This is a genomic window from Streptomyces sp. NPDC050738 (assembly GCF_040654175.1).
Classification (GTDB): domain Bacteria; phylum Actinomycetota; class Actinomycetes; order Streptomycetales; family Streptomycetaceae; genus Streptomyces.
Genome location: NZ_JBFAHN010000013.1, coordinates 1 through 25,268, shown reverse-complemented (window position 1 = coordinate 25,268; position 25,268 = coordinate 1). Strand labels below are relative to the sequence as shown.

22 protein-coding genes are annotated in these 25,268 nt (G+C 69.9%); 13 read left to right on the top strand and 9 right to left on the bottom strand.

Going from position 1 to position 25,268, the window contains the following annotated elements; translation table 11 throughout:
* Nucleotide 1: 1 nt before the first annotated feature.
* Nucleotides 2-424, bottom strand: a complete 423-nt coding sequence (locus AB0H78_RS28215; RefSeq protein ID WP_363237445.1) for a MarR family transcriptional regulator — start codon at nucleotides 422-424, stop codon at nucleotides 2-4.
* Nucleotides 425-626: 202 nt separating this feature from the next.
* Here AB0H78_RS28215 and eno point away from each other — a divergent pair, with 202 nt between their 5' ends.
* The 8 genes from eno (at nucleotide 627) to AB0H78_RS28175 (ending at nucleotide 8,201) form a co-directional block, all read left to right on the top strand.
* A complete protein-coding gene (gene eno, locus AB0H78_RS28210; RefSeq protein WP_363237444.1) occupies nucleotides 627-1,928 on the top strand; it encodes a phosphopyruvate hydratase in 1,302 nt (433 codons plus the stop codon).
* A gap of 156 nt (nucleotides 1,929-2,084) precedes the next feature.
* Nucleotides 2,085-2,813 (top strand): tRNA-dependent cyclodipeptide synthase, encoded by a 729-nt coding sequence (locus tag AB0H78_RS28205; RefSeq protein ID WP_363237443.1) that lies wholly within the window; start codon nucleotides 2,085-2,087, stop codon nucleotides 2,811-2,813.
* The gene (locus AB0H78_RS28200) at nucleotides 2,803-4,014 is read left to right on the top strand and encodes a cytochrome P450 (RefSeq protein WP_363237442.1); all 1,212 of its coding nucleotides are present in this window, start codon (nucleotides 2,803-2,805) and stop codon (nucleotides 4,012-4,014) included. The genes AB0H78_RS28205 and AB0H78_RS28200 overlap by 11 nt, the downstream gene beginning before the upstream one ends.
* A 59-nt stretch (nucleotides 4,015-4,073) precedes the next feature.
* Nucleotides 4,074-4,256: a putative leader peptide gene (locus tag AB0H78_RS28195; protein WP_363237441.1), complete on the top strand. Its 183-nt coding sequence runs from the start codon at nucleotides 4,074-4,076 to the stop codon at nucleotides 4,254-4,256.
* 108 nt (nucleotides 4,257-4,364) lie between these two features.
* Nucleotides 4,365-5,474 (top strand): LLM class flavin-dependent oxidoreductase, encoded by a 1,110-nt coding sequence (locus AB0H78_RS28190; RefSeq protein ID WP_363237440.1) that lies wholly within the window; start codon nucleotides 4,365-4,367, stop codon nucleotides 5,472-5,474.
* Nucleotides 5,471-6,322, top strand: coding sequence for an ABC transporter permease (locus AB0H78_RS28185; protein ID WP_363237439.1), 852 nt, complete (start codon nucleotides 5,471-5,473; stop codon nucleotides 6,320-6,322). Before AB0H78_RS28190 ends, AB0H78_RS28185 begins: the two co-directional genes overlap by 4 nt.
* 75 nt (nucleotides 6,323-6,397) lie before the next feature.
* On the top strand, nucleotides 6,398-7,429 hold the full coding sequence (locus tag AB0H78_RS28180) for an ABC transporter substrate-binding protein (protein ID WP_363237438.1): 1,032 nt from the start codon (nucleotides 6,398-6,400) through the stop codon (nucleotides 7,427-7,429).
* Nucleotides 7,413-8,201, top strand: a complete 789-nt coding sequence (locus tag AB0H78_RS28175; RefSeq protein ID WP_363237437.1) for an ABC transporter ATP-binding protein — start codon at nucleotides 7,413-7,415, stop codon at nucleotides 8,199-8,201. Before AB0H78_RS28180 ends, AB0H78_RS28175 begins: the two co-directional genes overlap by 17 nt.
* Here AB0H78_RS28175 and AB0H78_RS28170 read toward each other — a convergent pair.
* A complete protein-coding gene (locus AB0H78_RS28170) occupies nucleotides 8,173-10,206 on the bottom strand; it encodes a hypothetical protein (protein WP_363237436.1) in 2,034 nt (677 codons plus the stop codon). The genes AB0H78_RS28175 and AB0H78_RS28170 overlap by 29 nt on opposite strands.
* Before the next feature lie 54 nt (nucleotides 10,207-10,260).
* Nucleotides 10,261-12,111: an RICIN domain-containing protein gene (locus AB0H78_RS28165; RefSeq protein ID WP_363237435.1), complete on the bottom strand. Its 1,851-nt coding sequence runs from the start codon at nucleotides 12,109-12,111 to the stop codon at nucleotides 10,261-10,263.
* Nucleotides 12,112-12,293: 182 nt separating this feature from the next.
* Between AB0H78_RS28165 and AB0H78_RS28160 the strand changes: the two genes are divergently transcribed.
* A complete protein-coding gene (locus tag AB0H78_RS28160) occupies nucleotides 12,294-13,553 on the top strand; it encodes an ROK family transcriptional regulator (protein ID WP_363237434.1) in 1,260 nt (419 codons plus the stop codon).
* 1 nt (nucleotide 13,554) lies between these two features.
* Here AB0H78_RS28160 and AB0H78_RS28155 read toward each other — a convergent pair whose 3' ends face one another.
* The 4 genes from AB0H78_RS28155 to AB0H78_RS28140 all read right to left on the bottom strand — a co-directional run bounded on the left by AB0H78_RS28155 (nucleotide 13,555) and on the right by AB0H78_RS28140 (nucleotide 19,062).
* The gene (locus AB0H78_RS28155) at nucleotides 13,555-14,202 is read right to left on the bottom strand and encodes a maleylpyruvate isomerase N-terminal domain-containing protein (protein ID WP_363237433.1); all 648 of its coding nucleotides are present in this window, start codon (nucleotides 14,200-14,202) and stop codon (nucleotides 13,555-13,557) included.
* Between the two features lie 28 nt (nucleotides 14,203-14,230).
* Nucleotides 14,231-15,052 (bottom strand): hypothetical protein, encoded by an 822-nt coding sequence (locus AB0H78_RS28150; RefSeq protein WP_363237432.1) that lies wholly within the window; start codon nucleotides 15,050-15,052, stop codon nucleotides 14,231-14,233.
* A gap of 93 nt (nucleotides 15,053-15,145) precedes the next feature.
* Nucleotides 15,146-18,481, bottom strand: coding sequence for a GH92 family glycosyl hydrolase (locus tag AB0H78_RS28145; RefSeq protein WP_363237431.1), 3,336 nt, complete (start codon nucleotides 18,479-18,481; stop codon nucleotides 15,146-15,148).
* 164 nt (nucleotides 18,482-18,645) lie between these two features.
* Nucleotides 18,646-19,062: a transcriptional repressor gene (locus AB0H78_RS28140; protein WP_363237430.1), complete on the bottom strand. Its 417-nt coding sequence runs from the start codon at nucleotides 19,060-19,062 to the stop codon at nucleotides 18,646-18,648.
* Between the two features lie 211 nt (nucleotides 19,063-19,273).
* Between AB0H78_RS28140 and katG the strand changes: the two genes are divergently transcribed.
* The 4 genes from katG to AB0H78_RS28120 all read left to right on the top strand — a co-directional run bounded on the left by katG (nucleotide 19,274) and on the right by AB0H78_RS28120 (nucleotide 24,385).
* Nucleotides 19,274-21,490 carry a catalase/peroxidase HPI gene (katG, locus tag AB0H78_RS28135; RefSeq protein ID WP_363237429.1) on the top strand — a complete coding sequence of 739 codons (2,217 nt, stop codon included), beginning with the start codon at nucleotides 19,274-19,276 and terminating at the stop codon, nucleotides 21,488-21,490.
* 103 nt (nucleotides 21,491-21,593) lie between these two features.
* On the top strand, nucleotides 21,594-22,223 hold the full coding sequence (locus tag AB0H78_RS28130) for a glyoxalase (RefSeq protein ID WP_363237428.1): 630 nt from the start codon (nucleotides 21,594-21,596) through the stop codon (nucleotides 22,221-22,223).
* A 35-nt stretch (nucleotides 22,224-22,258) separates the two neighbouring features.
* Entirely contained in the window at nucleotides 22,259-22,837 is a 579-nt protein-coding gene (locus AB0H78_RS28125) for a Type-2Aa cytolytic delta-endotoxin (RefSeq protein ID WP_363237427.1), read from the top strand.
* Between the two features lie 99 nt (nucleotides 22,838-22,936).
* The gene (locus AB0H78_RS28120) at nucleotides 22,937-24,385 is read left to right on the top strand and encodes a glyceraldehyde-3-phosphate dehydrogenase (RefSeq protein WP_363237426.1); all 1,449 of its coding nucleotides are present in this window, start codon (nucleotides 22,937-22,939) and stop codon (nucleotides 24,383-24,385) included.
* Nucleotides 24,386-24,468: 83 nt separating this feature from the next.
* Here AB0H78_RS28120 and AB0H78_RS28115 read toward each other — a convergent pair whose 3' ends face one another.
* Together AB0H78_RS28115 and AB0H78_RS28110 are read right to left on the bottom strand one after the other, a co-directional pair.
* Nucleotides 24,469-24,873: an SHOCT domain-containing protein gene (locus tag AB0H78_RS28115; RefSeq protein ID WP_363237425.1), complete on the bottom strand. Its 405-nt coding sequence runs from the start codon at nucleotides 24,871-24,873 to the stop codon at nucleotides 24,469-24,471.
* 116 nt (nucleotides 24,874-24,989) lie between these two features.
* Nucleotides 24,990-25,268, bottom strand: a 279-nt coding sequence (locus AB0H78_RS28110) for an electron transfer flavoprotein subunit alpha/FixB family protein (protein WP_363237424.1), incomplete at its 5' end; no start/stop codon positions are given.

The window sequence follows — 25,268 nt, the reverse complement described above, 5'->3', positions numbered from 1 at the left end:
GCTAGCGCGCGGAGAGCCGGTCCATCAGGGCGGCGCTGCGCGCCAGCACGTCCCGCTCCTCGGCGGTCAGTTCGCTCTCGATGACCTGCGCCAGCCAGCCGGCCCTGCGGCCGCGCTCCTCTTCCAGCGCGGCCCGACCCGCGCTGGACAGCTCCACCAGGGACTTGCGGCCGTCGGTGGGGTGCGCCCGGCGGGCGACGAGCCCCTGCTCCATGAGCAGCCCGACCGCGCGCGCCATCGACTGAGGACGTACGCGCTGGTCCGCCGCGAGATCGCTGGTGGTCATGGCCCCGTCGCGGTCGAGGGTGCCGAGCACGGAGACCTGACCGTGCGGGATCCGGTCCTCGTGCTTCACGCGCCGCGAGAGCTTGCCGATCGCGGTACGCAGTTCGGTGGCGACGGCGGCGGGTTCCGGGGTGGGCATAGGGCACTTTAACCGGTGATCGCCAGCGAGGCTGCGTACCTCACCTGCACAGCTGCACTGCACAGCCGAACTGCGCAGCTGAGCTGAGCAGCACAACTGAACAGCTGAACTGAACAGCCTTGCTGTACAGTCTGTTCTGTCGCGGCACGCGCCAGCGTTGTCGCAGCAGGGCCGCGGCGTGCATCGACGAGAAGGACCTCCCATGGCTTCCAAGGCAGTTGAGCCCACCGCCATCCGCTCCGTCACCGCCCGGCGGATCATCGACAGCCGGGGCAACCCCACGGTCGAGACCGATGTCCTCCTCACCGACGGGTCGCTCGGCCGCGCCGCCGTCCCGTCCGGTGCCTCCACCGGAGCCCGGGAGGCCGTAGAACTGCGCGACGGGGACCCCGCGCGCTGGCACGGCAAGGGCGTCGACCGTGCGGTCGCCCATGTCAACGCGGAGATCGCGGCGGCGGTCGTGGGCCGTGACGCCGACGATCAGGCGGGACTCGACGCCGCGCTCGTCGCGCTCGACGGCACGAGCGACAAGTCCCGCCTCGGCGCCAACGCGCTCCTCGGCGTCTCCCTCGCCACGGCCAAGGCGGCCGCGGCGGCCCACCGCCAGCCGCTCTACCGCTACCTCGGCGGCGCCGACGCCCGCCTTCTCCCGCTGCCGATGATGAACATCGTCAACGGTGGCGCCCACGCCGACAACCCGCTGGACTTCCAGGAGTTCATGATCGCGCCGATCGGTGCGGAGACCTTCGCGGAAGCCGTACGCATGGGTTCCGAGGTCTTCCACACGCTCCGCCGCGACCTGCTGTCCGCCGGGCACTCCACGGGCGTCGGGGACGAGGGCGGCTTCGCGCCCGCGCTCCGTACCGCCGAAGAGGCACTCGACTTCGTCATGGCGGCCATCGACCGCACCGGATACCGCCCCGGAACGGACTTCGGCCTCATCATGGACCCGGCTTCGTCGGAGTTCTTCGTGGACGGTACGTATGTCTACGCGGGCGAGGGTGTGCGCCGCTCTCCCGCCGAACAGGTCGACTACCTGGCCAAGTTGATCGACGCGTATCCGATCGTCTCCATCGAGGACCCGATGGCCGAGGACGACCTGGACGGCTGGCGCGAGCTGACCGCCCGCGTCGGCGACCGCTGCCAGCTCACGGGCGACGACGTGTTCTGCACCAATGAGGGCCTGCTGCGCGAGGGCATCCGTACCGGCGTCGGCAACTCGGTCCTCGTCAAGGTCAACCAGATCGGCACCCTGACCGAAGCCCTCGACACGGTCGCCACCGCGCACCGTGCGGGCTGGACCGTCGTCATGTCGCACCGCTCCGGCGAGACGGAGGACACCACGATCGCCGACCTGGCGGTGGCGACGGGCTGCGGCCAGATCAAGACCGGCTCGCTGTCGCGGTCCGACCGCACCGCGAAGTACAACCAACTCATCAGGATCGAAGAGGAGTTGGGTGCATCCGCCCGGTACGCCGGCGGATCGGTGCTGGACCGGACCTGATCACGCCGTCCGCTCCGTCCCGCGGTGTCTTTTCCAGCCAAGAACCCCGGGTAACAGTGACATTGCGCTGTCGATCCATAGCGTTGTGTCGTCGTCGCCACACCAGGGGCACAGGGCCCCTCGGGACTAGCGGCGGCTAAGGACGGCTCTCCAGCCGTGAGCATTGCAACGACAGAGACAGCGACATCCCCCCGTACCTTCACCACCGACTGCTACACCCCGCACTGTGAGGTGATCCTCGCCGACCGCGATCACGCGGTGATCGGGGTCTCGCCGGGCAACAGCTACTTCTCCGCCCAGCGGGTCAACGATCTCGCCCTGTGGGGCATCGAGCACTTCGACCGCGTCGACTTCGTCTATACCGACCTGCACGTGGCGGAGATGTACGAAGCCCTCGGATACGGCGCGGAGGACGCCCGCCGCAAAGCGGTGAAGAACCTGCGCGGAGTACGGGCCAAAGTGACGGCCGCCGTACGGGACCTCGATCCCGGCGGTGGCCGGCTCCGTGGACAGCCCATGTCGGCCCTCACGGACAACCCGGCCTACCGGCGCATCCATCAGCACATCCAGACCCTCCTGACGGCGGACCCGGACTTCCGCGCGACGTGCGACGCGCTCGTGGACTCCTTTCTCCGCTCCAAGGTCCTGAACGGAGAAGCCGCCACCCCGCTCCAGCGCGAGGTGTGCCGCAGGTACGTCTGCGCCGAGGCCCCGCTCTTCCTGGACACCCCGGCCATCCTGGGCGTGCCCTCCTCGCTCAACTGCTACCACCAGCTCCTGCCGATGGCGGAACTCCTCTACTCGCGCGGCTCGGGGCTGCGCGCCTCCCGCAATCAGGGCCACGCCGTCGTCACCCCCGCCGAAGGAGACTCCGATGTCCGTTGAGACGCTGCCCGACACCACCACGGACGGTCTCGTGGACTTCCCGTTCTCCTGGCGCGGCGACCGCATCCCTCCGGAGACGGAGGCGCTGCGCACCACCAGCCCCGTGCGCCGGGTGCGCACCATCGCCGGGGACGAGGCCTGGCTGGTGTCCTCGTACGCCCTGTGCAAGCAGGTGCTCGAGGACAGCCGGTTCAGCCTCAAGGACACCTCGGCCCCGGGGGTGCCGCGCCAGTACGCGCTGACGATCCCGCCCGAGGTCGTCAACAACATGGGCAACATCACCGGCGCCGGGCTGCGCAAGGCCGTGCTCAAGGCGCTCAACCCGAAGGCCCCGGGCCTGGTGGAGTGGTTGCGTACGCACGCGGCGCAGCTGGTCGACGGGCTCATGGCACAGGGCGCGCCCGCAGATCTGCGCGGCGGGTTCGCCGACCCCTATTCGGCCGGCATGCACAACCGGATCCTGGGGATCCCGCAGGACGCCGCGCCGAAGCTGATGCGCAGCCTCGACATCGCGTTCATGAACTCCGCCTGCCCGATCAGCGGTGCACGGCTCAACTGGGACCGCGACATCGCGTACATGGCCGAGCGGCTGGACGATCCGGCCACCACCGGGCTCATGGCCGAACTCGCGGCGCTCCGGGAGGACCCGCAGTACGGGCATCTCACGGACGAGATGCTCGCCACGGTGGGGGTGACGATGTTCGGTGCGGGGGTCGTCTCCACCTCGGGCTTCCTGACCATGGCGCTCGTCTCGCTCATGCAGCACCCCGAGCTGAAGGCCGAACTCCTCGCCGACCGGAGCAAGATCCCGGCCGCCGTCGACGAGCTGCTGCGGATCAATCTCTCCATCGGAGACGGGCTGCCGCGCCTCGCCCTCGACGACGTACGACTTGGTGAAGTGGACGTCAAAAAGGGCGAGTTGGTCCTGGTGCTCGTGGAAGGAGCCAACTTCGACCCGGAGGTCTTTCCCGACCCGCACCGAGCCGATCCGGGCCGGGAGAACAGCACGGCCCATCTGTCCTTCGGTGGCGGGCAGCACTACTGCCCCGCCACCGCGCTGGGCAAGAAGCATGCGGAGATCGCCCTGGAGACCCTGCTGGAGCGCATGCCGCAGCTCGAACTCGCGGTACCCATCGAGCAGTTGGTGTGGCGGACCGGGTTCATGAAGCGGATTCCGGAGCGGCTGCCCGTCCTGTGGTGACCTGAATCGCCGCCCGGAGGGGCGCCGGTCCCCGGCCTGGGACCGGCGCCCCTCCGGCCATGGGGCCGTCTCGACAGCTGACATCGTCGTGTCCGCCATACGGGACGTGGTTGTCGGGGCGTGCCGTCCGCGGTCAGGATGCGGGCATGACCCCCGCCCTTGTCTCGCGCCGACACGTGGATCTCCAGCGTGTCTCGAGCATGCTCTGTCGGGTCAAGTCCAGCCCTCTGTCCGGCTGCTGACACCCCTTTCTGCTCTGCCTCTCCGCAGCCCGTTTTCGTAACGGGCCGCCGTCGCGCGCCGCCACAGTCGATCCCACCCGACTTCCCTGCTGCCATCGAGGTTTCGTCATGCCCGAAATCAATCCATTGCTGCACTGGTTCCTGCCCACCGGAGGCGACGGCCGCGACCCCGGCGGCGTCACCTCCGTCCAGGGCAGGACCGGTTCCGCCACGCGCAGGACCGCGGACATCGGATACCTGGCGCAGGTCGCGCGCGCCGCCGAACAAGTGGGTTTCCACTCGCTGCTGACGCCGGTCGGGCTCGGCTGCGTGGACCCGTGGATCCTCACCGCCGCACTCGCCCAGCACACCGATCGCATCGGCTTCCTGGTCGCCTTCCGGGCCGGCTTCGCCAGCCCCACCCTGCTGGCCCAACAGGCCGACGCCTTCCGGCGGTTCGCCGGCGGCAGGCTCCGGCTCAATGTGGTGACCGGAGGGGATCCGGCGGAGCAGCGGGCCTATGGGGACCACTTGGCGCACGACGAGAGGTACGCCCGTACCGACGAGACCATGGCTGTGCTGCGAGAACTGCTCGACGGCAAGCGCGTCGACTTCGACGGGGCGCATGTGCACGTCGAAGGCGCGCACCTCGTCGACCCCGCCGTCCAGCATCCCGTCCCGCTGTACTTCGGCGGAGCCTCGCCCGCCGCCGAAGAGGTCGCCGCCCGTCGCGCCGACGTACAACTCCTTTGGGGCGAACCGCCGGCCGCCGTCGCGGAACGCATCGCACGGCTGCGGGCCAAGGCTCCCGCCCTGCGGTACGGGCTGCGGCTGCACATCATCAGCAGGGACACCGCGGCCGAGGCATGGGGCGAGGCCGACCGGATCCTGCGCGGTCTCGACCCGGCCGCGATCCGCGCCAGCCAGCAGCGGTTCGCGCAGATGGACTCCGCCGGGCAGGCCAGGATGACCGCACTGCACGACGGCTCCGGCGAGGACACCGCGAAGCTCACCATCGCCCCCAACCTCTGGGCGGGCATCGGGCTCGTACGCGAAGGCGCGGGCACGGCACTCGTCGGCTCGCACGACGAGGTCGCCCAGCGACTCCACGAGTACCGCGCGCTGGGCGTCGACGAGTTCATTCTCTCCGGCTACCCGCACCTCGAAGAGGCCTACCGGGTCGGCGAAGAGGTCGCCCCCCGACTGCACGCGCTGATCGCCGAAGAGAGCGCGCGATGACCGTGCTGGAGAAGACCGCCGCTCCCGCGCGGATCGCCGTGCGCGAACGGCGCGCGCCGCGCGCCGGGGCCCTGCGGTGGCTGGCGTTGCGGGCGGTCGCGCTCGCCGTGCTGCTGACGGCCTGGCAATTGGTGGTCACGGCCGAGGTGTGGCCGCGCGTCCTGGTGCCGTCGCCGGGCGAGGTGTGGCACCAGTTCGTGCTGACCTCGACCGTCCATGACGGCGTACGGGGCTACGGCGGTCATCTCCTCATCGAGCATCTGGGCGTCAGCCTGCGCCGCATCGGCATCGGCACCGGATACGCGGCGCTGGTGGGGATCCCCCTCGGGCTGCTGATCGGAGCGGTCCGGCCCGTCGCCGTCGTACTGGAGCCTGCGGTCACCTTCCTGCGGACGCTGCCTCCGCTCGCGTATCTCTCCCTGCTCGTCATCTGGTTCGGCATCGACGAGTCCCCGAAGATCTGGCTGCTGGTGATCGCCGCCCTCCCGCCGATCGCGGCGGCCACGGCAGCGGCGGTGCGCACGGTACCGGCCGGACTCGTCGAGGCGGCACGGGCTCTGGGCTCCGGCCGCATCACGCTGCTGCTCTCCGTACGGCTGCCGGCCGCGCTTCCGGAGATCCTCACCGGTGTTCGGATCGCGGTCGGCGTCGCGTACACCTCGGTCGTCGCGGCCGAGACCATCAACGGAGTTCCCGGTATCGGCGGCATGATCCGCGACGCCCAGCGCTACAACCAGACCGCCGTCGTCATCGTCGGGATCATCGCCATCGGGCTGTCCGGGATCGTGCTCGACGCGCTGCTGAAGTGGGCCGAGCGGGTCCTGGTGCCCTGGCGCGGCCGCGCCTGAACGGCCCCCGCAGCACGCGCCCGTCGCTTTTCCTCTTTCTTCCTGTTCGACCTTTCGAGTCCTGGAGATGTCCTCGTGTCCGTACGCCGTGCCGCCCTGCTGGCCGCCGCCACCCTCACCGCTTTCGCCGCGACCGCCTGCGGCGGATCCGGCTCCTCCGACAGCGGCGGTGGAAAGACCGCCGTGCGCATCGCCTATCAGGCGATACCCAACGCCGACCTGGTGGTGAAGGACCAGAGACTCCTGGAGAAGGCGCTGCCCGACGCCGACATCAAGTGGGTGAAGTTCGACTCGGGCGCCGATGTGAACACCGCGGTGATCGCGGGCTCGGTGGATCTGGGCCTCGCCGGTTCGAGCCCGGTCACCAAGGGGCTCTCCGCACCGCTGAACATCCCGTACAAGGTCGTCTGGATCCACGACGTCATCGGCGACAACGAGGCCCTCGTCGCGAAGAAGGGCATCAACGACTTCAAGCAGCTGGTGGGCAAGAAGGTCGCCGCCCCCTTCGGTTCCACCTCGCACTACTCCCTGCTCGCGGCGCTGGAGGACGCCGGAGTCGAGCCCTCCGCCGTGAACATCATCGACCTCCAGCCGCAGGACGCGCTCGCCGCCTGGACGCGCGGCGACATCGACGCCGCCTACGTCTGGACACCGACCCTCGGTGAACTGGAGAAGGACGGCAAGGTGCTGATCACCAGCCGTGAGCTCGCCGCCCAGGGCAAGGCCACCGCCGACCTCGGCGTCGTCACCGACGCCTTCGCCGCCAAGCACCCCGAGATCGTCAGCGCCTGGCTCAAGGCCGAGGACCAGGCCGTCGGCCAGGCCAAGTCGGACCCGGCCAAGGCCGCCGCCTCCATCGGCAGAGAACTCGGCCTGTCCACCGCGCAGGCCAAGGCGCAACTCGCCCAACTGGTCCTGCTGACCGCCAAGGAGCAGGCCGGTCCTCAGTACCTCGGAAAGCCCGGCGCACCCGGCGAGCTCGCGGTGAATCTGCACGACGCGGCCGTCTTCCTCAAGGGCCAGAAGGCCGTGGACGCGGTGCCCGACAAGACGGTCTTCCAGAAGGCCCTCGCCGTGAAGGAGCTGGCCGGTGTCGCCGCAGAGTGAAGAGGCCGTCGTCCTCGACGGCATCACGGTCCGGTACGGGAAGGGCGGCTCGGCCGTCACCGCGGTGGAGGATGTCTCGCTGACCGTGCGTGCCGGAGAGTTCGTGGTCCTGGTCGGGCCTTCGGGCTGCGGAAAGACGACCCTGCTGCGCATCGTCGCGGGCTTCGAGCGTGCCACCTCGGGCACCGGCGTGGTGCAGGGGGCGCCCGCAGCGCCCGGTCGTGGCACCGGAATCGTCTTCCAGCAGCCCCGGCTCTTCCCCTGGCGCACGGTCGGCGGCAACATCGGCTTCGCACTCGCCCGCCACGGGGTGCCGCGCGCGGAACGCCCCGCGCGGATCGCGTCGCTCCTCGACCGCGTCGGGCTCGGCGGCACGGCAGGGCGCCGCACCTGGGAGCTGTCCGGCGGACAGCAACAGCGCGTCGCCATCGCGCGGGCACTTGCCGCTGAGCCCCAAGTCCTGCTGATGGACGAGCCGTTCGCCGCCCTGGACGCGCTGACCAGGGAACGGCTTCAGGAGGAGGTACGTGCGCTCGCCGCGTCCCTCGGCACCACGGTGCTCTTCGTGACGCACTCCGCGGAGGAGGCGGTGCTGCTGGGCACCCGGGTCCTGGTGATGGCGGCGGACCCGGGCCGGATCGTCGCGGAGGTGGATGTGGACCTGACCCGGGACTCCGCCACGGACCCCGCTGCACTGCGCGGCAGTGCTGAATTCGCCAGGCTGCGCGGTGAGTTGGCGGACATCATGCGCGAGGCCGCGACGGCGGCCTGACCGCCGGCGTGGAGCCCGCGACCAGCAGCCAGCCGCGGTGCGGGAGTTCCTGGTCGAGGGTCAGGGCCGTGGCCGATGCGGTCAGCGTGGCCTGGGCGGGGGCGGCGAGCGGGTGGAGCAGCGTCGCCTCCGCCTCGGCCGGCATGGAGGGCAAGGTGATACGGGGGCGGGCCGGGTCTGCGCTGCCGTTGGCGACGGCGAGCTGCCAGCCGTTCTCGGTGCGTGCCAGGCGGGGGATCAGATACGGTCCGCCGCTGACCAGGGGGAGCGTGGGCGTACCGCCCTCCAGATAGCGCACCGTCGCGTGCAGGAGTCGCTGGCCTTCGTCGTCGTACGGCAGCAGCTGAGGTGCTGTGGCGGCGAGGACCGCGACACGGCCGCCGAGTGCGTTGGTGAAGAGGCAGCGGCCCGCTCCCCACTGCTGCAGGTCAGGGGTGAGGATGCTGGTCCGGACTTCGGCTCCGGCGGAGGGGAGCAGCCGGGCCAGGGCCGGTTGCATGTTGACGCTCAGGTAGACGTCGTGGCCCGCGCCGTCCGCGGACCTGTGGACCTGTTCTATGGCGTACGGACCCGGCGCGGCCCGATCCTGCCGGTCGACGATCTCCGGCACGGTGACACCGAGCAGTTCCCCGAAACCGCGTTCGCTCAGGATGTACGCGGCGAGCCCGTCGACGAGGAGCCCGCCGGAGAGCATCCGCCGCAGCTCCGCGTCGTCGAACGACCAGGCGGCCTGGCCGCACAGCACCCGTACCGGCGCCTCTTCGGCCGTCACCGGCACCCCGTAGTGCAGCAGGAACTCCGCCGCGGGGCCGGGGTCGACGGCCAGGTCCGCGAGATTCCCTGTCCGGGCCGTGCGGACATGCGCCGAGCCATCCGGGAGGACGGGAAGTCCCACGCCACAGGTGCCGAGTTCGCCGAGCCGGCGTTCTGCCGCGAAGTCCAGTGCCGGCCGGGATCGCTTCAGGAGATCCGCGACGCGCGGATGGCGCAGGGCGTGGCCGGACGGGACGGGCAGGACATTGAGGAACATCGCGTCCGCGCCGGACAGCTGTGCGGTCACCATCTCCGACCAGGTCTGGGTGTCGGACTTGGACCAGGCGGTGTGCGGCCAGTTCTCGATCTCCGGTTCGGTGCGCACGGAGGCGGGCCGCAGGCTTCGCTGGACGTCCAGCATCCAGACGGAGCGGCTCAGTTCACGGCCCGGGACATCGCTGTACGGAGCGAAGTGGGGCCGGTGGACCGTCTCGCCCTCGATGGCGAGCGTGTCGAAGAGGGCCTGCCAGTCGCGGCCTTCGATCGCGTGGGCGCCGGGGCCCGAGCTCATCAGACCGAGCCGCGAGCGGCCTGCCGAGTGCTTCGCGACGGCTTCGGCGACCAGGGCGGCGACCTCGAGCTGTGCCGTACGCCAGGTCTGCCGCAGCAGCGCGCGCCAGGGGTGCGGGGTGCCAGGGGCCGTCACGGCCGCCACCACTTCCTCGCGCGTCACGGGAGCGCCGATGAGGTCCGCGAGGCGGTCCAGCATGAGCGGTTCGAACCCGCCGCCCCACTCCAGCGGTGCGTGGTTGTGATAGCGGAAGTCGTCCTCCAGCCAGAGGACGCGGAAGCCGAGCCCGGCGAAACGGGCGTAGTGCGCGGCGATCCAGGCGCGCCAGCGTGGACAGGCGAAGGACGCCTGCTCCGTGGCGGACCGGCCGTCGGGCCCGACCATGGGGGCGAAGCCATGGCGGTCGTGGCGGCCGCGATCGGCGTGCCCCGCGGTCACCCACGGATTGAGGCTGACGTCGAGGCCGGCCTGCCGCAGGATGGCGGCGGCGGTGGCCGCCGTGTCGTACAGAAGGTCCTCGTCGCCGGGTGAAGGGTGTCCGCTGGCGAACTCCTCGGCGGCGAGCAGCAGGACGACCTCCTCGACGCCCGACTGGCGGCAGAACTCGGCCAGTTCGGCGGCCTGACGGCCGGCGGCCGCAGTGGGGTGGAGCTGGAATCGCAGGTGGTACCGGGCGGGCACGCGGGGCCTCCAAGGTGTGGATCGGGTGCAGGGCGGGCCCGCCCGGCGCGGGTGTCAGTGGCCGTGGTGGGCAGCGCCTGTGGCGGTGAGCGTGAGCATCTGCTCCGCGGCACTGCGACCGCTGCCGACCTGGCCGCCGGTGGTGTCGGTCCACGCACGGGTGGGCGTGGTCTCGGCGAGGCGCCCCGCGGTGGCCGAAAGCCCGATGACGAGACCGCTGTAGCGGTTCACCAGCCGGTAGGTGCCGGTGGGCTTCGCGCCGACGGTGGTGTTGGCGACGACGAACCACTGCTGGCCGACGGTGGGTCCGCCGGCTGGCGCGTCGGTCGCGGTGGGCTTGGCCGCCCAGGCGCGCCCCGCGTTGCTCTTCGCGTCGACGCCCAGGAGCCGGTGCGTGGACGCGTTGGCGATCCGGTACGAGCCGTCACCGTTGGGGGTGAAGATCCACTGTCCGAGGGCGGAGGCGCGGGAGGAGGCCTGCGAGGTGGTCGCCGTACTGCCCCGCACCTGGGTGAGGACGCGGCCGGTGCCGCCGGCGATCGTGTAGGCCGTGCCCGGATCGACAGGCGCGGCAGGGGAGTTGGTGTCGATGACGGTGTCGTAGTACTCGCCGTCGGCGCCTTCGGAGCAGAAGAACGAGCAGTACGAACGGAACTTCTTGCCCACGATGGTGGAACCGGTCCTGTTCACCGAGTCCAGCAGCCAGCGGTACCAGGACCCTGATGTGTAGTCGCCGGAGTCGCCGACCAGCTTCCACTTCTGGGTGGCGAGGTTGTCGGTGACGTAGAAGCGCTGCTTCTCGGTACCGTCCTGCTTGACGGTCTCGGGCTCGCCCACGTACAGGCCCAGGTAGGCGTTGTAGGCGATGTTCATGGTCAGCAGGTCGGACTTGGCGGGCAGGGTGCCGGCCGCCTGCTGCTCCTGGACGTTGCCGGGGTTAGCCGGGTTGTAGTCGTGTGCGACAGGGGTGTAGCCGGTGGTGTGGGTCGCGTCGACCGGCTCCATGTTGCTCTCCAGGCCGCCGGTTCCGGGCTGGGACCAGGAGCCGTCGTACCACTTCTTCCATGAACCGGGCGTCATCTTCCCGGACATGGGGGCGCGGGCCACATGCCCGCGGCTGGCGGAGGTCCAGCCTCCGGGGACGCCGCCCTTCGGGATGACGCGCGAGTTGTAGTAGACGTAGAAGTAGCCGGACGCGGTGTCCACGAACAGGCGCGCGTCGCCGTTGCCGTAGTGGTACGTCTCGTGGGGGAACGCCTGGTTGTCGCCGCGTTTGGTGCTGTACGGCGAGGTCAGCACGTGGTCCTTGATCGCCCAGGTCCTGCCCTGGTCCTTGGAGACGGCGCGGTCGATCGCGTCGTAGTGCAGTCCGTCGCCGTGGGGCTGCGGGGTGAATTCGTTGTGGACCAGGCCGTACCAGTCGCCGGTGTCGGGGTCCACCCAGACGCCCATCAGGTCGCAGTAGTTCTTCTGCGCGTAGCCGGAGGTGTCGGGTGCGTACGTGGCCTCACGGCCGGTGGGGCTGTTGTTGCAGCGCCATGTGGTGTCGTTGTTGCGGTCGTCGGCGTTGGCCGGGTTCACGGCGTCGCTGAGTGCGGCGGAGCGGGTGGCCGAGTCGAAGTCCTTGCCGGTGTAGAACGTCCACTTGCGGGGGTCGTTCGCGCCGTACAGGGCGTGGGCCGACTGGTAGTAGAACGCGCCGTTCTTGTCGATGTACGTGGCCGAGGGGGTGTCGTCGGGGTTGGTCCAGGGTCCCTTGGCACCGATGGATACGGAGTACTCGGGGGACGCCGGGGCGGCGGTGGGGGACTGGGCCGTGGCCGGGGCGGTGGCCAGTGCGCCGAACAGGAGGGCGGCGGTGGCGGCGAGCGTGCCGGCGGTCCTCGTTCTCGTACGGAATGACACTGATACTCCTCATCTGGTGCGGAGCGCGGGTGTTCACAGCGGCGTGGAGATTAGTTCGGCTAGAATCCTAATTAACTGAAAGGCTGTCAAGGCTCATCACCGGGATCGGCCCGGGCCTGACGCCGGGCACCGGGCTTGCCATCATGAGTGCCCTGGCAGCACCGCCCAGAGATGAGGACGCAGTGACCGATCTTCGTGCGGCGACGCTTCCGTACGCCGCCCCCGCCGGGTCCTCCCGGCCCCGGGACCGGAGTTCCATCCGGCGCACCAACCTCGGTGTGGTGCTGCGGATCCTGCGTGACGCGGGACCGCGCTCGCGCGCGCAGATCGCCACGGACACCGGTCTGCCCAAGCCGACCGTCACCACGCTCGTCGCCGAACTCGTCGCCAACGGCCTGATCAGCGAAGGATCCGCGCAACGCGAAGGCGCCGTGGGCCGCCCCGGCACCCTGGTGCGGATCGACGGCCGTGGCCTGTGCGGCATCGGCGTGGAGATCAGCACGAGTTACGTGCACGTCCTCGCGCTGACTCTGGGCGGGGACAGCGTCTACGAACACCGCGTCGCCGTCGCGGTCGCCGAAGCGGGCACGGAGGAGGTGCTCGACCTCACCGCGCAGGCGATCCGCGCCTGCTTCACCGCGCTCGGCCGCGACGGCATCCGCCCCGTCGGCCTCACCCTCGCCGTACCCGGCGTCATCGACACCGCGGCCGGCACGGTCGAGTACGCCTCCGCCATCGGCTGGCGCAAAGTCGCTGTCGCGGAAGGCCTCCGCCGGCGCCTGGGACAGCCGTTGCCGCACCTCACCGTCGACAACGACGCGAAGCTCGGCGCCCTCGCCGAATACGTCCAGACGGAGGGCTCCGACGTACACGACATGGTGTGCATCACCGGCGAACGCGGCATCGGCGCCGGCATCATCAGCGACGGCCGGCTGCTGCGGGGTTCCACCGGCTTCGCCGGCGAGGTCGGCCACATGCCCCTCGACCCGCGGCGCACCCCCTGTGCCTGTGGCCGGCGCGGATGCTGGGAGACGATGGTGGGCCTGGACGCGATCCTGCGCCTGGCCGGCACGGGCGACGGCGACTGGATCCACGACCCGGCCGTCGAACTGGAATCCCGCCTGGGCGAGGTGCGCCGCCGCGCCGATGAAGGCGACGTGCGGACCCGCGAGGCACTGGCGCGCGTCGCAGAAGACCTCGGCCTCGGGCTCGCCCTGCTGGCCGATGTGCTCAATCCCCGGGTGGTGGTCCTGGGCGGGTACTTCACCCACATCGGGCATCTCATGCTGGACCGGATCCACGAGGTGCTCCGCGAACGCGTGATGGCGCCGGACGCGGGTGGCTGCGAAGTACGCCTGTCCGCACTGGGATTCGCCGCCGCGGCCCGGGGCGGCGCCCACCTCGCGCTCGACGCGGTGTACCAGGACCCCGGGGCCGTCTGAGCTAGGGGCGAGGTGCGCCGTACCAGCGCCAGGTGGTGAGGCGGGGGTGACCGGGCAGCTCGGCGCGGCCGGTGGCCCACAGCAGTGTGGTCCAGGGGTCCGTGTCCGACGGCGCATCGGGAAACAGCCGGGCCAGGACCCGCGCGCACAGGTCAGCGGGCGGCGCCCAGGCCAGTCCGAGCCCCTCGGCCAGATCATGGGTGTGCACCAGCGTCTCCACGATCCCCATCGCGGCGAAGCCCTCGGGGTCCGAGACGCCGAAGACGTGGTGCGCACGGACCTGCGGGGACGTCGTACGCACCATGGCGATCAGCAGCGCGCCGCTCGCGTCCAGCACCTGCAGCAGGCCGGCAGCTCCCGCCGCGCGGTTGGCGTGCACGGTGTTCTTGGGGCCGCCGGGCCTGCGGCTCTCGTAGACGAACGGGACCTCGCTGTCCAACGGCGGCTGCTTGGGGCCCAGTTGGGCCGCGTACGCGAAAAGGTCGTCGCTCAGGTGCTCGACGGTCTCCCAGCAGTCCCACTCCAGCGAGCCGGCCTTGGACTCCCAGGCCGTCGAAGGTGCCTCCCTGAGCGTGGCGAGGGAGAGCTGGACGGCCTGATCGAGGTCGTCGGCGGTGACGGGCAGCGGTTCAGCGGTTGATCGAGGCATGGCAGGCACCGTAGCGCGGCGGGAGCGCTCACCGGAGCGACCAGCCGAGTGCGAAGCCGACCGATCCGACGGCGGCGAACAGGAACGAGAGATGGACCTCGGCGAGATCGCGTGGATCCGCTCCCGGACCGCTCCCTTCCAGTACGACATCGGGCAGATCGCGCGGTTCCCCCGGACCCCGGCGCTGCTCGGATGCGTACTGCCTGGCCCGTATCGCGGTGTGCAGCACACCCAGCGCCCGGCGGCGGAAGAGCAGACGCGACGGCGGCGAGTGGCGCTGCCGGGCGCCCGCGAGGACCGAGCGCATGACGATCGCCTCGATGGCCTCGTGCAGCGGTGGGGGCGCGTCCGGGTGGAGCAGGACGTCCCGCAGATACCGGAAGACGAGAAGGTTCCCGGCATCGGGCCAGACGTTGCGGGGCGCGAGCCGCTCCGCGATCAGCGCCGGGAGTCCGGCCCGCGTCGCGTCGAGATGGCGGCGGACGAGCGCGCGCGCCGAGCGGCCGATGCGGATCTGGGCGGCGCGCGGTCCGAAGACCCCGCCTCGTACACGGAAGAAGTCCGATGTCCCGGCCACGGTGGCGTGCCGGTTGCCCATCACCGCCCGGGCGGCTTCCGGACCGGCGACGCACACCGTGCCGGCGGCCGAGCGCCACACGTCGTGGACGCCGTCGAACTCCGCGGTCAGCAGGCCCAGCAGGTCGCCGCGGCGGGCGCGTGGAACGGTGCCGCGGGGAGTGCGGGCATGGTCACCCGTCCCGTCACGCGTCGCCGACAACCCCATGGTGTCCTCCTTGGAGACCGCGGGAGCCCGGTGCACCGACGAGGTGCGGGCCAGGCGCCCGGCCAACGAGAACAGCCTGCTGACGCGCGACCGGCCTGTCGTGTGCTGTGCCGCTGAGCGGAACAGCACACAACAGGCCGTCAGTTGGCCGGACACCCCCTATGCGGTGGCCACGGCGAAGATGTGGATCACACCGCCTTCCGTGGTGGCGGGCAGTGTCACGCTCGCGAGCTGCTTGCCCGCTTGAAGGGCGATCGGAGCGGTCGCGAAGACCTCCGTGCCCACCGGGTCCGTACCGCCGCCCTGGACGTCGCGGTACGTGGTGTGGACCGCGACCGTGTTCCCGTACGAAGGCTGCTGTGTGCCACCGCCCAGCGTCCAGTCGCTGAAGCCGATCCCGGCCTGCTGCGTGGTGCCGTCGGTGTACGTCAGCGTCGCCTGTCCGGAGGCCGTGCCCTCGGCCGCGCTGCCCAGCAGGCTCAGCTTCGTGGCGCCCGCCGCCGACGGGACGTTCAGCACCTGGGGTGCGGTGCCGGCCACCTCGATGTTGTCCGGTTCGCCCGCGCCGACCTTGGGCCAGACGAAGTCGAAGCCGCCGGAGGACACCGTCCCGCCGGGTGTCGTGCCCGCGGCGGCGAGTGCCTTCGCCGAGTAACTCCAGCCCTCACCGTCGAAGTTGGCCTGCGGATTGTCGTCGTCGGTGGAGATGGCGGTGCTGTTGCGGTTCCACAGCATGCTGTTCTTCGCGGCGACCGTCACCGCGGCGGACGTCTTCGGAAGCTCCGCGCCGGTCGACGACGTCAAGGTCACCGGGACCGCATAGTGGCCCTCGGCCGTGTCCGCGGCGGCCGCCACGGTGAGCTTCGCGCTCGCCGCACCACGCGCCGGGACCGTGAAGTCGCCTTCCGCCGGGGTGACGGTGACACCGGCCGGTGCCTTCGCCGACCAGTGGACGGTGGTGGCCTTCGTCTCCAGGGTCTGCACCTTGACGGTCGTCTCGGCGCTCCCGGAACCGGGCTCGACCTTCAGCTGGTCCGGCGAGGCACCGGTGAAGTACTTCACGCCACCGCCCGGGAAGGACGGCGGGGCATCGGCCTCGGCGCTGCCCCAGGACGTGTCCGCCGTGGCGCCCAGGGTGTAGTCCAGGGTGCCGCCGTGCGTGACGAGCGAGGCGGGGACCCACGGCTTGCCGGACGTCCTGCCGTCGACCTTCAGGCCGTGGATGTACGTGTTCTGAGCCGAAGCGGCCGGTGCGTTGACCGTGATCGTCTTCCCGCGCCCGGTGTGCACCACGGCGCGGGGGAACAGCGGTGCGGAGAGAGTCAGATCGGCGCGGCTCGGGTTCTGCGGGTACATGCCGAGCGCCGAGAAGACGTACCAGGACGACATGGTGCCCGCGTCGTCATTGCCCGGGATACCGCCCGGAGTGTCGTTCCACAGCTGGTCCATCTCCGCGCGGACCGTTTCCTGCGTCTTGTACGGCGCGCCCAAGTAGGCATAGAGATAAGGGGCGTTGATGTCCGGCTCATTGGTCGCGTCGTAGCGCGTCGCGTCCTTCGCCGAGAAGTCGAACTTCCCGTCCGGCGTACGGAAGAAGGCGTCGAGCCGCTTCACCGCCGTCGCGTCGCCGCCCATCGCGCCGGCCAGCCCCGCCACGTCCGAATACACCATCCAGGTGTAGCGCGCGCTGGATCCCTCGACGAAGCCGCTGCCGGTGCCCGGCGTGAAGGTGCCCGCCCAGGTGCCGTCGGCCTTGCGGTCGCGGATGTAGCCGCCCTGCGCGGTGGCGTTGGCGTCGAAGACGTTCGTCCAGTTGCCCGAGCGGTCCAGGAACTTCTTCGCGTCGGCGGTGTTCCCGGTCTGCCGGGACAGCTCGGACAGGCCGTAGTCGGCGGCCGCGTCCTCCAGCGTCTCGGCTGCGCCTCCCCAGCAGTGGCAGTTGTCCGCCGGTACGTAACCGAGCTCCAGATACTTGTCGAGCGCGGGCCGCTGTCCCACGCATTCGACATTGCAGCCCGAGCTGTCGGAGTCGTTGGCCGTCGGTACGGTCGCCGCCGTGACCAGCGACTTCAACGCACCCTTGACGTCGAAGTCATGGCCGCCGAAGGCGTAGATCCCGGCGAGCGCCGCGTCGGAGGGATCCCCCGACATCACACTCGTCTTGCCGTTCTCCAGCAGCCAGCGGTCCCACTCTCCGCCGCGCTGACTCGCGTAGTTGTAGAGCGACTGCGCATAGTCGCTGCCCGCCCGCGCGTCGAGGAGCGTCATCAGCTGCACCTGTGCGCGGTACTGGTCCCATCCGGAGAAGGTGCCGTACTGCGCCTTCTGCCCCTTGGCGAGCCGGTGCGGCGCGCGGTCGGCGCCCAGATAGCGGCCGTCCACGTCGCTGGTGAGGGTGGGCTCCAGCATGGAGTGGTAGAGCGCGGTGTAGAAGGTCGCGCGCTGGGCGTCGGTGCCGCCACCCACCTCTATGGACTTCAGCGCCTTGTTCCAGGTCTGCGAAGCATGCGCCCGTACGGAGTCGAAGCTCTCGCGGGGCCCGTTCTCCGCAAGGAGGTTGGCCTCGGCGCTCTGCGGGCTGACGTAGGAGACGGCGACTTTCACCTGGGCGCTGGTGGTCCCGTCGGCGAAGGTGATGTATCCGCCCGAGCCCTTGCCCTCCACGGCGTTGCCCGACGCGCTGTAGCCCGTACCGCCGGAAGCAGACGTGGAGTTGGGCGCGACCGTGCCGTCCGTCCAGGTACCGATCTTCGCGAACGCCTTGTCGAAGTGGGCGGTGAAGTACAGCGTGTAGAGATCCTTGCGGTTGTTCGCGCTCTGCGGCCCGCAGAAGTTCCCCGCGGTGACGGAGCCCGTCACGGTCCGCTTCGCCGCGTCGATCTTCACCGTGGCGCCCGTACTGCCGCTCTCCGAGTTCGACGTACGGAAGAGCATGGTGGCCGGCTTGTCCGCCGGAAAGCCGAACTGCCCTGTTCCCGTACGGGCGGTGGTGGTGAGCGCGGCGGACGCGCCACCGGCCAGGCCGACCTTGTAGTAGCCGGGCGAGGCGGTCTCGTCCGCGTGCGCGAAGGTGCTCGCGTACTTCGCGTCGGTGGTGTCCGAACTGGGCGAGGAGTCGACATCACCCGCGTACGGCATGATCGGGATGTCACCGTTCGCGCCGGAGCAGCCGACCCCGTTGAGGTGCGTGAGGCTGAAGCCGCGGATCTTCGTCGCGTTGTACTGGTAGCCGCCGGGTGCCGGCGTCGAGACCTGCTTGCCCTTCGAGTTCTGCGGACTCCAGGCCAGCATGCCGAACGGCTGCACCGCGCCGGGGTAGGTGTTGCCCGCATTGGACGTGCCGATGAGCGGATTCACGTACGACACCGGGTCCTTGACGGTGTTGTACGAAGGTGCCGCCGAGGCGGGGGAGGCCGCGTCGGCCAGCCCCAGTGCGGCCAAGGCGGCCACCGCGAGCGAGCTGACAGCTCTGAGCCGGGTGCGCGTGTATGACACCGTTCCTGCCCTTCGGACGTATGTGACGGAGCAACTCCGACAACGTTGTCAACGACGAAGGGATGCTCCTCCTGCCGGTTCGAGGTGTCAAGGATTCCCGGAATACCCGCGTCCGGAGCGGGTGCTGACGGTGCCTCGGCAACCAGCGGGGGAGCGGACTTACGTCACCCGCGGGAGCAGTCCGGGCAGAGTCCCCGGAAGGTCATCTGGACCTCGGAGACGGCGAAGCCGAACCGTTCGGAGGCAGGCAGCTGCTCCAGCGGGTCGCCTCCGGGGTGGACGTCCCGGATCGCTCCGCAGCCCGAACACACCAGGTGCTGATGCGGGTGATGGGCGTTCGGGTCGTAGCGCTTGGCCCGACCGTCGGCCGACACCTCGATCACCTCGCCCAAGGCGACGAGTTCACCGAGGGTGTTGTAGACGGTGGCGCGGGAGATCTCGGGCAGGCGCACGGTCGCGCGCGCGAGCACCTCGTCCGCGGTGAAGTGGACATGTTCACCGGCCAGTACCTCGGCGACCACCCTGCGTTGGGCTGTCATACGCCAGCCGCGTCCGCGGAGTCGTCTCAGCAGGTCGCTCATGCCCACCAGTCTTCCTGTGCGCCGTCTGACGAATGACTCGTACGGGTCTGTCTGTCGTATTGACTTGGACTTAGTCCATCGTAGGATCGATTCCGGCCGACAGCCAAGGGTCAGGACAACAGCAGGGGAAAACGCGTGACTTCACGGGACGCGCTGTTCCACCGCCCTCAGCTCCTGAGCAGTGTGATCCGCCCCGTCCGGAAGGATTCCCATGACTGAGAACCACGACGCGATCGTCACCGACCCCAAGCCGGAGGAGACATCCGGCTGCCCCGTCGCACACGAGCGCGCACCGCACCCGACCCAGGGCGGCGGAAACCGCCAGTGGTGGCCCGAGCGGCTCAACCTGAAGATCCTCGCCAAGAACCCCGCCGTGGCCAACCCCCTCGGTGAGGACTTCGACTACGCCGAGGCCTTCAACACCCTCGACCTCCCGGCCGTGAAGCGGGACATCGCCGAGGTATTGACGACCTCGCAGGACTGGTGGCCCGCCGACTTCGGCAACTACGGCCCGCTGATGATCCGGATGGCCTGGCACAGCGCCGGCACGTACCGCATCAGCGACGGCCGCGGCGGCGCCGGAGCCGGTCAGCAGCGCTTCGCGCCGCTCAACAGCTGGCCGGACAACGGAAACCTCGACAAGGCCCGCAGGCTGCTGTGGCCCGTCAAGCAGAAGTACGGCCAGTCCCTCTCCTGGGCCGACCTCCTGGTCCTCACCGGCAACGTGGCCCTGGAGACGATGGGCTTCAAGACCTTCGGCTTCGCCGGCGGCCGCGCGGACGTGTGGGAGTCCGAGGAGGACGTCTACTGGGGTCCCGAGGTCAACTGGCTCGACGACGAGCGCTACACGGGCGACCGCGACCTGGAGAACCCCCTCGGCGCGGTCCAGATGGGCCTCATCTACGTCAACCCCGAAGGCCCCAACGGCAACCCGGACCCGATCGCCGCGGCCCGCGACATCCGTGAGACCTTCCGCCGCATGGCGATGAACGACGAAGAGACCGTCGCCCTGATCGCCGGTGGCCACACCTTCGGCAAGACCCACGGCGCGGGCCCGGCCGAGAACGTCGGCGACGACCCCGAGGCCGCTCCCCTGGAGCAGCAGGGCCTGGGCTGGAAGAACGCGTACGGCACCGGCAAGGGCAGCGACGCCATCACCAGTGGCCTCGAAGTCACCTGGACGAGCACGCCGACGAAGTGGGGCAACGAGTTCTTCTCGAACCTCTTCGGCTACGAGTGGGAGCTGACCCAGAGCCCGGCCGGCGCCAACCAGTGGGTGGCCAAGGACGCGCAGGCGACCATTCCCGACGCGCACGACCCGTCGAAGAAGCGCCTCCCCACGATGCTCACCACCGACCTCTCGCTGCGCCTCGACCCGGTCTACGAGCCGATCTCGCGGCGCTTCTTCGAGAACCCGGAGGAGTTCGCCGACGCCTTCGCCCGCGCCTGGTACAAGCTGACCCACCGCGACATGGGCCCGGTCGTCCGTTACCTCGGCCCCGAGGTCCCCTCCGAGACGCTGCTGTGGCAGGACCCGCTGCCAGCCCGTACGGGTGAGCTCGTCGACGCGGCGGACATCGCCTCCCTCAAGGAGCAGATCCTCGCCTCCGACCTCACGGTCTCCGACCTGGTGTCGGTCGCCTGGGCGTCGGCCTCCTCCTTCCGCGGCAGCGACCTGCGCGGCGGAGCCAACGGTGCGCGCATCCGCCTGGAGCCGCAGCGCAGCTGGGAGGTCAACAACCCGGACCAGCTGGCGTCGGTGCTGCGCACCCTCGAAGGCATCCAGGAGTCCTTCAACGCCGGTGGCAAGAACGTCTCGCTGGCCGACCTGATCGTGCTCGCCGGCGGCGCCGCCGTCGAGGAGGCGGCCAAGAACGCCGGTCACGACATCGAGGTCCCCTTTACGCCGGGCCGGGTCGACGCCGTACAGGAGCAGACGGACGTGGAATCGTTCGCCGCGCTCGAGCCGGCCGCCGACGGGTTCCGCAACTACCTGGGCAAGGGCAACCGCCTCCCGGCCGAGTACCTGCTGCTCGACAAGGCGAACCTGCTGACGCTGAGCGCCCCCGAGCTGACGGTCCTCGTCGGTGGCCTGCGGGTCCTCGGCGCGAACCACCAGCAGTCGAAGCAGGGCGTGCTCACCGCGACCCCGGGCAAGCTGACCAACGACTTCTTCCTCAACCTGCTCGACCTGGGCACGGAGTGGAAGTCGACGTCCGAGGCGCAGGACGCCTTCGAGGGCCGCGACCCGGCCACGGGCGCGGTCAAGTGGACGGGCAGCCGAGCCGACCTCGTCTTCGGCTCGAACTCCGAGCTGCGCGCGCTCGCGGAGGTCTACGCGAGCGCCGACGCGAAGGCGAAGTTCGTGAACGACTTCGTCGCGGCCTGGGTCAAGGTCATGAACCTGGACCGGTTCGACCTCGTCTGACGGTGCTGTCCGGGCCGGCCCTCACCGGCCGGCCCGGACGCCCCGCCGATACCGGTCAGGAATCGAGAAGCGCGGGTTCCGGGCCCTGCGTAGCGTCGTCGGCATGACCTCCATCGCATCCCTCACCCTCGACGTGGCCGACCCCAAGGCCGCCGGCCGCTTCTACGCCGACGCCTTCGGCCTCGACACTCAGCTCGATCTGCGGGCCTCCGAGGCGCCCACCTCCGGCTTCCGCGCGTTCACGCTCTCGCTCACGGTCTCCCAGCCGGCCACCGTCAACGCCTTCGTCGACGCGGCCCTCGCCGCCGGTGCCACCTCGCTCAAGCCCGTCAAGAAATCGCTGTGGGGCTTCGGAGGCGTCGTCCAGGCCCCCGACGGCACGATCTGGAAGGTCGCGACCTCGGCGAAGAAGGACACAGGCCCCGACACCCGGAAGATCGACGACATCGTGCTCCTGCTCGGCGTCGCGGACATGGCCGAGAGCAAGAAGTTCTACGTCGACCGCGGCTTCGCCGTCGCAAAGAGCTTCGGCCGCAAGTACGTCGAGTTCGCCACACCGTCGAGCCCCGTGAAGCTGGGGCTGTACGGGCGCAGCGCCCTGGCCAAGGACGCCGGCGTCGACCCGGACGGCAGCGGATCGCACCGGATCGCGATCGTCAGCTCCGCCGGACCCTTTACCGACCCGGACGGATTCGCCTGGGAGGCCGTCTCCCCGGGCCCGTCCGCGGACTGATCCCCTTTTCTCAGCGCAGCACCACAGGAGGAACCATGGCCGCCGGCTTCAGGACCGTCATAGAGGTGGGCCCCGGACATCTCGAACAGGCCCGGGCCATAGGGCAGTTGTTCCAGGAGGCGATCGCCCCGGCGACCGTCAACTTCGACTTCGGCCACATCCGCGACGCTGCGGCCGCCCTACCCGACAGCGACACGGTGAAGATGGTCCGTGGCTGGGGGCTCCAGGAGCACGCCCCGGTCATGGTCATGGTGCTCTCCCTCAAGGAGGCGGTGCGCCAGGCCCTTCCGGATACGTTTGCCGACGCCGACTTCTGGGACACCATCGAGCGGGAACTGGTGCGCGCCTTCACCGGGCTGGCGGCGCAGGAGGGCGAGCCGGGGCTCTCGTACTACGACGAAGGCGAGGACCGGACCAGTTACTACCGCGATCTGTTCTTCGCGCTCCAGGACGAGGAGACAGGAGAGCACATGTACGCGATCGCCTGCTGCATCGATGTGACCGTCGGCCTGGAGAAGGAGAGGGCGACCGCCCTGGAGATCTCCGACGTCGTCCCGTTCTCGATCCGGCTCGACGCGATCGTGGTCCGCCAGCAGCTGCGGGTCGCGGCCTGACCGCATCGTCGCTGCTCAGAGCCGTACCGGGCCCGGTGTGCATGATCGAAAGAGCGTGCGGCTAGCATATGAGCGCCGCCTAGCTCGAAAGATAAACCTGTGACTGTCAATGACGACTCTTTCACCAACTGGAAGATCCGCGAGGAGATCGCGGAGGCGATGATCCCGATCATCGGCACGATGCACCGGGAGAGGGACGTCACCGTCCTGCTGCACAGCCGCTCCCTGGTGAACAAGTCCGTGGTCAGCATCCTCAAGACCCACCGGTTCGCCCGTCAGATCGCAGGGGAGGAGCTCTCGGTCACCGAGACGCTGCCGTTCCTGCGGGCCCTCGCCGCCCTCGACCTCGGTCCGTCCCAGATCGACCTCGGCATGCTCGCCTCCACGTACAAGACCGACGACCGCGGTCTCTCGGTGGAGGAGTTCACCGCCGAGGCCGTGGCCGGTGCCACGGGCGCCAACAAGGTCGAGCGGCGCGAGTCGCGTGACGTGGTGCTCTACGGGTTCGGCCGCATCGGCCGCCTTCTCGCCCGCCTGCTCATCGAGAAGGCCGGCTCCGGAAACGGTCTGCGGCTGCGCGCCATCGTGGTCCGCAAGGGCGCCGGGGACGACATCGTCAAGCGCGCCTCGCTGTTGCGCCGCGACTCCATCCACGGGCAGTTCCAGGGCACGATCACCGTCGACGAGGCGAACAGCACGATCATCGCCAACGGCAACGAGATCAAGGTGATCTACTCGAACGACCCGACGGCGGTGGACTACACGGCGTACGGCATCAAGGACGCCATCCTCATCGACAACACGGGAAAGTGGCGCGACCGCGAGGGCCTCTCGCAGCACCTGCGCCCCGGTATCGCCAAGGTCGTCCTGACCGCGCCGGGCAAGGGCGATGTCCCCAACGTCGTCCACGGCGTCAACCACGACATGATCAAGCCGGACGAGCAGATCCTGTCCTGCGCGTCCTGCACCACCAACGCGATCGTCCCGCCGCTGAAGGCCATGGCGGACGAGTACGGCGTCCTGCGCGGTCACGTGGAGACCGTCCACTCGTTCACCAACGACCAGAACCTGCTGGACAATTACCACGACTCCGACCGCCGCGGCCGCTCCGCGCCGCTCAACATGGTCATCACCGAGACCGGTGCCGCCTCCGCCGTCGCCAAGGCGCTGCCCGACCTGAACGCGCGGATCACCGGCAGCTCGATCCGCGTTCCGGTACCCGACGTCTCCATCGCGATCCTCAGCCTGAGGCTCGCCCGCGAGACCACCCGCGAAGAGGTGCTCGACTACCTGCGCAATGTGTCGCTGACCTCGCCGCTCAAGCGCCAGATCGACTTCACCAGCGCGCCCGACGCGGTGTCGAGCGACTTCATCGGCTCGCGGCACGCGTCGATCGTGGACGCCGGGGCCACCAAGGTCGAGGGCGACGACGCGATCCTCTACCTCTGGTACGACAACGAGTTCGGCTACTCCTGCCAGGTCATCCGTGTCGTCCAGCACGTCTCCGGGGTCGAGTACCCGACGTACCCGGTACCCGTGCTCTCCTGACGCCTGGAAGCCTGGGCACAGCCCGACGGCCGGGCCCCCGCCATTGCGGCGGGGGCCCGGCCGTCGTGGTTCCGCTCAGCCGCTCAGGCCAGCAGCTTTTCCTTCGCCTGCTGGAACTCCGCGTCGCTGAGCACGCCCTTCTCCTTGAGGTCGGCGAGCTTGGTGAGCTCGTCCACGCTCGACCCCGGCGTGCCTCCCGACCCTGAGCCGGCGGCATCGCGTACGTACTCCTTGAACGCCGCCTGCTGGGCCTCGGCCTGCTTGAGGTCCCGTTCGCCCATCGACTTGCCGCGGAAGATGACGTACAGGAGCACACCGAGGTACGGCAGGACCAGCGCCACGATCAGCCAGCCGGCCTTGGCCCAGCCGCTGAGGTCGTGGCTGCGGAAGATGTCGCCGATGACCTTGAAGAGGAGGAACAGCCACATCATCCAGAGGAAGAACCACATCATGGTCCAGAACAGGTTGAGCAGCGGATAGTCGTCCATGACCTTCTCCTTGGCGCCGTCGGGCCGCGCACTTGTGCGCTTGCGCTAGAGCCTGGTGCGCCGAGCGGTGCTCGGCGACGCGAGAGGTCCGAACAGGTGACGCTGTGCCTGGGGGCTCAGCCCTTGCGGGTGTTCACTTCTTCGGTGAGTTGGGGGACGACCTGGAAGAGGTCGCCGACGATGCCGTAGTCGACGAGGTCGAAGATGGGGGCTTCGGCGTCTTTGTTGACGGCGACGATGGTTTTGGAGGTTTGCATGCCGGCGCGGTGCTGGATGGCGCCGGAGATGCCGTTGGCGATGTAGAGCTGGGGGCTGACACTCTTGCCGGTCTGGCCGACCTGGTTGGAGTGGGGGTACCAGCCGGCGTCGACGGCGGCGCGGGAGGCGCCGACGGC

Coding starts and splice junctions, on each gene's coding strand:
- AB0H78_RS28215 (WP_363237445.1), bottom strand. CDS start 424: ATGCCCACCCCGGAACCCGCCGCCGTCGCCACCGAACTGCGTACCGCG.
- eno (WP_363237444.1), top strand. CDS start 627: ATGGCTTCCAAGGCAGTTGAGCCCACCGCCATCCGCTCCGTCACCGCC.
- AB0H78_RS28200 (WP_363237442.1), top strand. CDS start 2,803: ATGTCCGTTGAGACGCTGCCCGACACCACCACGGACGGTCTCGTGGAC.
- AB0H78_RS28195 (WP_363237441.1), top strand. CDS start 4,074: ATGGGGCCGTCTCGACAGCTGACATCGTCGTGTCCGCCATACGGGACG.
- AB0H78_RS28190 (WP_363237440.1), top strand. CDS start 4,365: ATGCCCGAAATCAATCCATTGCTGCACTGGTTCCTGCCCACCGGAGGC.
- AB0H78_RS28185 (WP_363237439.1), top strand. CDS start 5,471: ATGACCGTGCTGGAGAAGACCGCCGCTCCCGCGCGGATCGCCGTGCGC.
- AB0H78_RS28155 (WP_363237433.1), bottom strand. CDS start 14,202: ATGCCTCGATCAACCGCTGAACCGCTGCCCGTCACCGCCGACGACCTC.
- AB0H78_RS28140 (WP_363237430.1), bottom strand. CDS start 19,062: ATGAGCGACCTGCTGAGACGACTCCGCGGACGCGGCTGGCGTATGACA.
- katG (WP_363237429.1), top strand. CDS start 19,274: ATGACTGAGAACCACGACGCGATCGTCACCGACCCCAAGCCGGAGGAG.
- AB0H78_RS28130 (WP_363237428.1), top strand. CDS start 21,594: ATGACCTCCATCGCATCCCTCACCCTCGACGTGGCCGACCCCAAGGCC.
- AB0H78_RS28125 (WP_363237427.1), top strand. CDS start 22,259: ATGGCCGCCGGCTTCAGGACCGTCATAGAGGTGGGCCCCGGACATCTC.
- AB0H78_RS28115 (WP_363237425.1), bottom strand. CDS start 24,873: ATGGACGACTATCCGCTGCTCAACCTGTTCTGGACCATGATGTGGTTC.